At 42.9% G+C, this 8,255-nt stretch carries 8 protein-coding genes and 1 riboswitch; all 8 genes read right to left on the bottom strand.

Annotation, left to right across the window (positions count from 1 at the left end):
- A partial coding sequence (locus WBM49_RS02545; protein ID WP_424370495.1) for a GIN domain-containing protein occupies positions 1-304 on the bottom strand: 304 nt, incomplete at its 3' end.
- Positions 305-350: 46 nt separating this feature from the next.
- Positions 351-1,451: an acyloxyacyl hydrolase gene (locus WBM49_RS02550; RefSeq protein WP_424370496.1), complete on the bottom strand. Its 1,101-nt coding sequence runs from the start codon at positions 1,449-1,451 to the stop codon at positions 351-353.
- A gap of 62 nt (positions 1,452-1,513) precedes the next feature.
- Positions 1,514-2,467, bottom strand: a complete 954-nt coding sequence (gene metF / locus WBM49_RS02555; RefSeq protein ID WP_424370497.1) for a methylenetetrahydrofolate reductase [NAD(P)H] — start codon at positions 2,465-2,467, stop codon at positions 1,514-1,516.
- 15 nt (positions 2,468-2,482) lie between these two features.
- Positions 2,483-5,224 carry a methionine synthase gene (metH, locus tag WBM49_RS02560; RefSeq protein ID WP_424370498.1) on the bottom strand — a complete coding sequence of 914 codons (2,742 nt, stop codon included), beginning with the start codon at positions 5,222-5,224 and terminating at the stop codon, positions 2,483-2,485.
- On the bottom strand, positions 5,215-6,222 hold the full coding sequence (locus WBM49_RS02565) for a homocysteine S-methyltransferase family protein (protein WP_424370499.1): 1,008 nt from the start codon (positions 6,220-6,222) through the stop codon (positions 5,215-5,217). The genes metH and WBM49_RS02565 overlap by 10 nt, the downstream gene beginning before the upstream one ends.
- 116 nt (positions 6,223-6,338) lie before the next feature.
- A riboswitch (SAM riboswitch) is annotated at positions 6,339-6,445 on the bottom strand.
- A gap of 124 nt (positions 6,446-6,569) precedes the next feature.
- Positions 6,570-7,193, bottom strand: a complete 624-nt coding sequence (locus tag WBM49_RS02570; protein WP_424370500.1) for a phosphoadenosine phosphosulfate reductase family protein — start codon at positions 7,191-7,193, stop codon at positions 6,570-6,572.
- Positions 7,194-7,397: 204 nt separating this feature from the next.
- On the bottom strand, positions 7,398-7,808 hold the full coding sequence (locus tag WBM49_RS02575) for an RrF2 family transcriptional regulator (protein WP_424370501.1): 411 nt from the start codon (positions 7,806-7,808) through the stop codon (positions 7,398-7,400).
- A gap of 35 nt (positions 7,809-7,843) precedes the next feature.
- On the bottom strand, positions 7,844-8,255 hold a 412-nt coding region (locus WBM49_RS02580), incomplete at its 5' end, for a PLP-dependent transferase (protein ID WP_424370502.1).

Genomic DNA, 8,255 nt, shown 5'->3' on the forward strand with positions numbered 1-8,255 from the left:
TATTTGGAGAGGTCACAAAGATCTTTGTGATCCCATATTCCCGAAACAAATTGCAATTATTAGTATTTCTTACTACCAATCTGTTGTTCTCTACCGCTGCAGTGACTTCGGACCGTAAGAATTCCCCGGTTTCTATGACCACTTCCTGCACCGGGCCTTCTTTAAGGATCATTTCAATATTCTCAAAAACAGTGATCTTGGCGAAGGGTGGAAGGCTCACCTCTTCTTGTACAATGTCACCGGCATTTTGAAAACAATCGGGAACATTGTCGCCATTACATCCCAGGAGGAGTGTTATAATCATTGAGAATAGTAAACGCCCAGTCTTAATCATACTCTATTTATCATTTTTATAATCGGATCCCTACACCAATTTCTACCGCTTCCGCTTTTGCAGCGTGCGACTTAAGGGTAATAGCTGCAAACCATTTCTCGCCAAAATATCGCTTTAACCCAACCCGGTTGTACACCTGGCCCTCAAAATCAAAGGGGTAATAAACATAATACCCAAGCTGGGTAATAATACTCATCTTATTTATAAAAAGTTCGTGCCCCACAAAGATGCCCACGCGTTTAAAATCTTCATCAGGATCAACGTTGAGTTCCGGAAATGAGACCGCCTGGTATCTGATAAGATCCTTTAGAAAATTTGAGAAAAATATATCCGTTCCGAGCTGAATGGCACTCAGCTTTCCAATTCGTTTATCCGCATAGGCAGACAGAATATAAAAAGGATATTGCCCGGAATTGATCACATCGCTTTCGTTGATCCCTGTTCTAAAAACCAAATTAGCTTTAATGGGTTCTTGTACACGCTCTTGTTTTTCTTGTATAATAAAATCGATTGGTTCCTCGCCTTGTAGCTCATAGACCAGGCCGGCATTAAATGCAAATGTATTGGTAGAAGTATTTGGCGCCTTTACGTTGGCATTGGAGTAATGAATTACAGAGATCCCTGCCTTTACACCTACTCTTTTGAATAGACGTGCCTTTTGGTAATTCATCATTAAATAGGTAGAACTAAGCAGATGAGATCCATAGGCATTATTCCTGAAATTCTCAACCTTATCATAGGGATTGGTATTGTAGGCAATACCCTGACCTATTCTAAACTGCAAATTTCTCTTTAAAAAATAGAAGTTGTAATGAGCATAAATACCCAGGTTACGACCTAAGGTTGTGTTGTTCATATCCTGATACACCAAAGAAAATCCTGTTTCCGGATAATTAAAATACTCTTCCCACCCCTCATACCCATAGGTTTGTTTATTGAATCCAAGAATTAATCCAGTGGGGTGCTCACTGATCAAATGGGAAATGTCTGTATTGTGCAAAAGAATTGAGCCGTAAAAAGGGCTCAGGTCCAGGTTCCAAGAACGAGGGGTCTCTGTTTGTTGTGAAAAGCATCCCCAACCAACAAGTAGGTATAAAATTAGCGTTCTGGTATTCATGGGGTGTAAAAATAGGAATTATTCGGACGATGTATCTGCTGGAAGCCGGAAACTAATTGGCCTTAAAATACTGCCTTGGCAATCTCTTTAATATTTTCACTTTTGCCCATGGAATAATAGTGCAGAACTGGCACACCAGCCTCTTTTAGTTCCTTAGATTGGGCAATGGCCCATTCTATCCCCAACTGGCGTACCTCTTTGTTATTCTTACATTTTTCTACGGCTTCAATAAGGTCTTGCGGAAGATCGATACGGAAAACCTGAGGAAGCAATTGCAGATGACGCTTTACAGCTATCGGTTTTATGCCGGGAATTATGGGAACTGTAATCCCTGCCGCTCTTGCTGCTTTGACGAAGTCGAAGAATTTTTGGTTGTCAAAGAACATCTGGGTAACAATATAGTGAGCCCCCAGCTCAACTTTCTTTTTCAACCATTTTAGATCTGTTTGTAAGGAAGGAGCCTCCAAATGTTTTTCGGGATAAGCGGCAACCCCTATACAAAAATCTGAACAATTATCTGTCTCTATCACTTCATGCAGGTATTGGCCGGCATTGAGGTTATGGATTTGTACCACCAGTTCTGAAGCATAGGTATGCCCTCCTTTAGTAGGTTCAAAATAGGTCTCTTCTTTCATGGCATCTCCGCGCAGGGCCATTACATTCTCTATGCCCAGGTAATGGCAGTCTACTAAAAGATACTCTGTTTCCTCTCTGGTAAATCCACCACAAAGTACATGAGGAATTGTATCCACATCGTACTTGTGTTTTATAGAGGCGCAAATTCCGACAGTGCCTGGTCGCATTCTGGTTAATTTCTTATCGAAAAGGCCGTCTCTGTCTATATATACATATTCTTCCCGGGAAGTGGTTACATCCACGAAGGGTGGATTGAATTCCATAAGTGGGTCAATATTGTCGTACAATTCCTTAATACTGCGTCCCTTTACGGGTGGAATGATCTCAAAGGAAAAGAGGGTTTTACCTTTCGCTTTCTCAATATGTTCGGTTACTTTCATACTCGTTTACAACTATTATTGCTGTGCTAAATTGGGGGATAGCCATTTTTCAGCCATTTCAACAGACATACCTTTGCGTTTGGCGTAATCCTTTAATTGATCTTTTGTTATTTTTCCAAGGCCAAAATACTTGGCTTCCGGATGTGCAAAATAATACCCGCTTACACTGGCTGCAGGCCACATGGCCAGACTTTCTGTAAGTTGTACCCCTATGGATTCCTGTACTTTCAAAAGTTCCCAAATGGTCTTTTTCTCCAGGTGATCCGGACAGGCTGGATAACCTGGCGCCGGGCGGATTCCTTTATATGCTTCCCGTATTAACTCTTCATTACTGAGCGATTCTCCGGTTGCATACCCCCAGTGGTTAGTTCTAATTTCGAGGTGTAAATACTCAGCAAAAGCTTCCGCCAATCTGTCTGCCAGGGCCTTTACCATAATGGCATTATAGTCATCTAAGGCGGCCTCATATTTTTGGGCCAGTTCCTGAGTTCCAAAGCCCGCAGAAACGCAGAAACAACCTACATAATCTTCGATTCCCATATTCTTCGGCGCAATAAAATCGGCAAGAGCAAGATGCGGTACTCCTTTCTTTTTTTTAAGTTGCTGTCTTAGGGTACGGAATACGTACTTCTTTCCTCTATCAGTATCCTCTACCTGGATATCGTCTTCGTTAATGCTATTTGCGCTAAAGATCCCAAATACAGCCTTTGCCTGCAGCAGTCTCTTATCTAAGATCTCCGCCAGCATCTTTTGGGCATCTTCGAAAAGTTCTCTTGCCTGTTCGCCTACCACCGCATCACTGAGGATTTCAGGATATTTCCCGTGGAGGTCCCAACTCCTGAAGAAAGGGGCCCAGTCTATAAAAGGCGTCAAAAGCCCAAGGTCTAATTCTTTTATGACCTGGATGCCGGGCCTCCGTGGTTTTACAATTTCATCGGCATTCCAGGATATGGACATTTTGTTCTTACGGGCCTCCAGAAGTGAAATATAATCCTTGTGTTTTCCTCTTTCCAGGAATTTATCACGGAAAGATTCATACTCGAGTTTTAATTGATCTTTATATCCCTGAGAGCGCTCCTTTTGCAGCAAATCGCCCACTACGGTGACTGCCCTTGAGGCATCATTTACATGCACTACGGCCGCGTTATACTGTGGATCTATCTTTACCGCCGTATGTGCTTTACTGGTAGTAGCACCCCCTATCAACAAAGGAACCGAAAAGTTTTGACGCTGCATTTCCTTGGCAAGAAAGACCATTTCATCCAGAGAAGGAGTGATCAAACCGCTTAGTCCGATAATATCTACCTGTTCTTCAATTGCCTTCTGAATAATCTTTTCCGGTGGCACCATAACACCAAGGTCTATGATCTCGTAGTTGTTACAAGCAAGCACCACACTAACGATGTTCTTCCCAATGTCGTGCACATCACCTTTAACTGTTGCCATCAGGATCTTACCGGCTGCTCCCCTGGAAGAGGCATCTTTGGAAGCTTCAATAAATGGTGTGAGATAGGCTACCGCTTTTTTCATGACCCGGGCCGACTTTACCACTTGAGGAAGAAACATTTTACCACTGCCAAACAGATCACCTACTACATTCATTCCATGCATTAAATGACCTTCTATCACTTCAATGGGTTGAGCAGATGCCTGGCGCGCCTCCTCTACATCGGCAACTATATACTGATCTATACCTTTTACCAGTGCCCTGGTTATCCTGTCTTGTAAAGGTTCTTCGCGCCAAGAAAGATCTAGTTTGCTTTCCCTTGCCTTCCCCACCACCTTTTCTGCGAATTCCAATAAGCGCTCGGTGGCATCGGGCCTTCTGTTAAGGATCACATCTTCTACGTGTTCAAGAAGGTCCTTGGGAATATCGTCATAAACCTCCAGCAGGGCAGGATTAACGATCCCCATATTCATGCCCGCTTTGATGGCATGGTACAAAAAGACCGAGTGCATGGCCTCACGTACCGTATTATTTCCTCTAAAACTAAAAGAAACATTACTTACGCCCCCGCTCACACTGCAATGGGGGAGATTTTCCCGAACCCATTTGGTGGCTTCTATAAAATCTACAGCATTGCGTTTGTGCTCATCCATGCCGGTTGCTACCGGAAAAATATTCAGGTCGAAAATAATGTCTTCCGGAGGGAAATTTAACTTGTTCACCAGGAGATCGTACGATCTGGAGGCTATTTCCAGACGGCGATCGTAATTATCTGCCTGTCCTTTCTCATCAAACGCCATAACGATCACTGCTGCACCGTATAAACGGATTAGTTTGGCTTGTCTGAGGAATTCCATTTCCCCTTCTTTAAGACTGATGGAATTAACCACGCATTTCCCTTGAACCACCCGTAAACCAGCCTCGATGATCTCCCATTTGGAACTGTCTATCATGATGGGCACCCTGGCTATATCCGGTTCCGCGAGAATCAGGTTAAGATATTTCACCATCGCCTCCTTCCCGTCAATGAGGCCATCGTCCATATTCACATCTATGATCTGTGCACCGCCTTCCACCTGATTCCTGGCAATCTCTACAGCAGCATCGTATTTCCCCTCTTTAATCAGTTGAAGGAATTTACGGGACCCGGCAACATTTGTACGTTCACCCACATTGATGAAATTACTTTCCGGGCTAATGATCAGCGGTTCCAGGCCTGCGAGTTTCAGGAGTTTCCTGTCGAGGTTATTGTCTTCCTCAAACAGGGATGTGGAAGGGTCTTTTACGATATGTAGTTTCTTTACTTCCATACAGGGGTCAATAATTGTCTGGGTTCAAATTCCTGAACCAATGTAGCAATGGCTCTTATGTGTGAAGGGGTGGTTCCACAGCAACCACCAACAATGTTTATGAGATTTTTTTCCAGGTACTCCCTAATTTGTGCGGCCATTTCTTCCGGACTCTGATCGTATTCCCCAAAGGCATTTGGCAAGCCTGCATTGGGATGGGCAGATATTGCCAAACCCGATTTGGCCGATAATACCTCCAGATGGGGTACTAACTGACTGGCTCCCACAGCACAGTTAAAACCAATGGATAATAAAGGGATATGGGATACCGATATCAGAAACGATTCTGCCGTCTGCCCAGATAAAGTACGGCCCGAAGCATCTGTAATGGTACCACTTATCATTATAGGGACCTCTATCCCTCTTTCTTCTTTAATCTCCTCAATAGCAAACAAGGCAGCCTTCGCGTTAAGCGTATCAAATACAGTTTCTACTAATAAAAGATCTACTCCCCCATCTATAAGGGCCGCCGCTTGTTCCCTGTAGGCAAGGCGCAGATCCTCAAACGATACTGCACGGAAACCGGGATCGTTCACATCCGGAGACATGCTTGCCGTTTTATTGGTAGGGCCAATACTACCTGCCACAAACCTGGGTTTCTGAGGGTCTCTGGCAGTACATTTTTTGGCAACTTCTTTGGCAATTCTGGCTGATTCGAAGTTTAATTCGTAAACCAGGTCTTCCATATGATAATCTGCCATAGCGATAGAAGTTCCGGAAAAGGTGTTGGTTTCCACAATATCTGCACCTGCTTCAAAATATTTCTCATGGATCTCAGCAATGGCCTGAGGCTGGGTAAGAGATAATAAATCATTGTTCCCCTGCAAAGAATGGGGCCAGTCTTGAAATCGTTCTCCCCGAAAATCTTCCTCAGTAAAGTTATATTGCTGAAGCATAGTTCCCATGGCTCCGTCTAACACCAGGATACGTTTGGATAAAAGCTCTTCTATTCTTTTCATCATCGATACTTATCAAACTTGCACACCACCGGTTATTCTAAACGAATTAGCTTGAGGTGTATTACCACTAAAATGTGAACTATCAAGAATGGAAAAAGGCAGAACTACCTAATTGTACGTTATCTGTCACGCTTGTGCGCGATAGAATGTAGCACCTTCTTTAATAGATAAAGGGTTGCTAAGGTTTCACAGGGTCTAGTCCCTCCACCTTTCTTGATAACAAATTTCAATGTGTATTTGAACTAACACAAAGTAACACCACAACAGCAATAAAAACAAGTAAATCAGGGAATTTTTACCCGGATTATTCCGGGCACGATCTTAGGTGACCTGCCCAAAGAATAAAACTACAAATGTATTCCACATTCCCTATTTTGAAGCACCTTGGTGGGATCGTAGTAATTCGGTTCATTTGGCAAATGATGATGTTTTAGATAGGCGCTTAGCTGTTGATCATTCCAGTGATAAAAAGGACTTACCTTTAGGATTCCATCCTTGCTTATACTAAGTATGTCTAAGGTATCACGATATGCCGTCTGTCCCTTTCGTATGTTTGTAAACCAAACATCGGGTTGGTGCTCACGAAAAGCCCTGCGAAATGGTTCCAGTTTTACCTGCTGCGTAAATTCCGCATGTCTTGGATCTTCAATATCCGGGATTCCCATCAGTACATCCCTCCTGGCTCTTGTTTGTTGAGGAACATAGATCTTTATATTCAGATCAAGGGTTTTCATTACATCTTCTGTATGTTTATAGGTAGCCTCTGTATTATAACCTGTGTCACACCAAATAACCGGAACATCGTTTTTTATAGCAGTTACTGCATGGAGAATAGAGGCAGAAAAAGGGCCGAAATTAGTGGTTACAACAGCAGACCTTGCATAGTCTAGTGCCCATCCTATGATCTCCTCCGTGGGTATTCCTCTGAACTGTGCATTAAGATGTTGTAAATGCTGATTGGTAAACTTCATGAACGAGCTCTTTGTAATTTCTTAATCTATTATATACCCTATAGTTTTACTAGATTATTCAAAAATAGTATTTTCAAAAGTTATTCTTATTAGAAACCTCGATTAATTGGTTCTTTACCCTACAGTTTTAATAGATTAATTACAATAGAGCTGATTGATTTTAATATTTTCAGCAAACACTCCTCTCTATTAGGAATTTGGCACTTAAACCATCAGATCTGCCAGCGTAGTATGCCTGTATACCTCCAGCGCACTATCCCGAACCTTCAGCATTAGTTTATGCACTGAGCAAGCCTGTTCATCCGGGCAGTCTTCGCATTGCTCATAAAAATTAAGGCTAACACAAGACACCATGGCAATGGGTCCTTCAAGGACGCGCATCACGGTGGTCATTGGGATCTCAGAAGGGTCCTTGATTAGGTAATACCCTCCACCCTTGCCTTTTTTCGATCCTAAATACCCAGTTCGGCGTAAGGTTAGTAAAATACTTTCTAAAAACTTTTGAGAAATATTCTCATGGTCTGCAATCTCTGCAATTGCAATAGGTTTACGGTCTGGCCTATTTGCCAGAAAGGTCAGGGCCTTCAGGCCATACTTGGTTTTTTTGGAAAGCATAGAGCTAATATAGCTAAAAGAGGGGAATACACTATTCAGCATATGGCATCTAATGCCTGTGAGATATCGCCAATGATATCTTCAATATGTTCAAGACCCACAGAGATCCTAACCATACCATCTGTGATACCACTTTCCATACGTTCTTTTTCGGAAAGCCTGCTGTGTGTTGTGGAAGCGGGATGGGTAACAATACTCCTGGAATCGCCTAAATTGGCAGAAAGTGACAAGAGCTTAATTGCATCGAAAAATTTCCTGCCGGCCTTTACGCCTCCTTTTACCTCAAAAGCAAGTACACAGCCTCCGGCTTTCATCTGTTTCCTGGCCAACTTATGCTGGGGATGTGAAGGTAAAAATGGATACTTCACCCATTGTACATTTGTATGACCTTCCAGAAACTGTGCTACCTCCAAAGCATTTCTACAATGCCGGTCTACCCTAACAGCC

Source organism: Muriicola sp. (assembly GCF_049669965.1).
In the GTDB taxonomy this organism is placed as follows: Bacteria; Bacteroidota; Bacteroidia; order Flavobacteriales; family Flavobacteriaceae; genus Muriicola.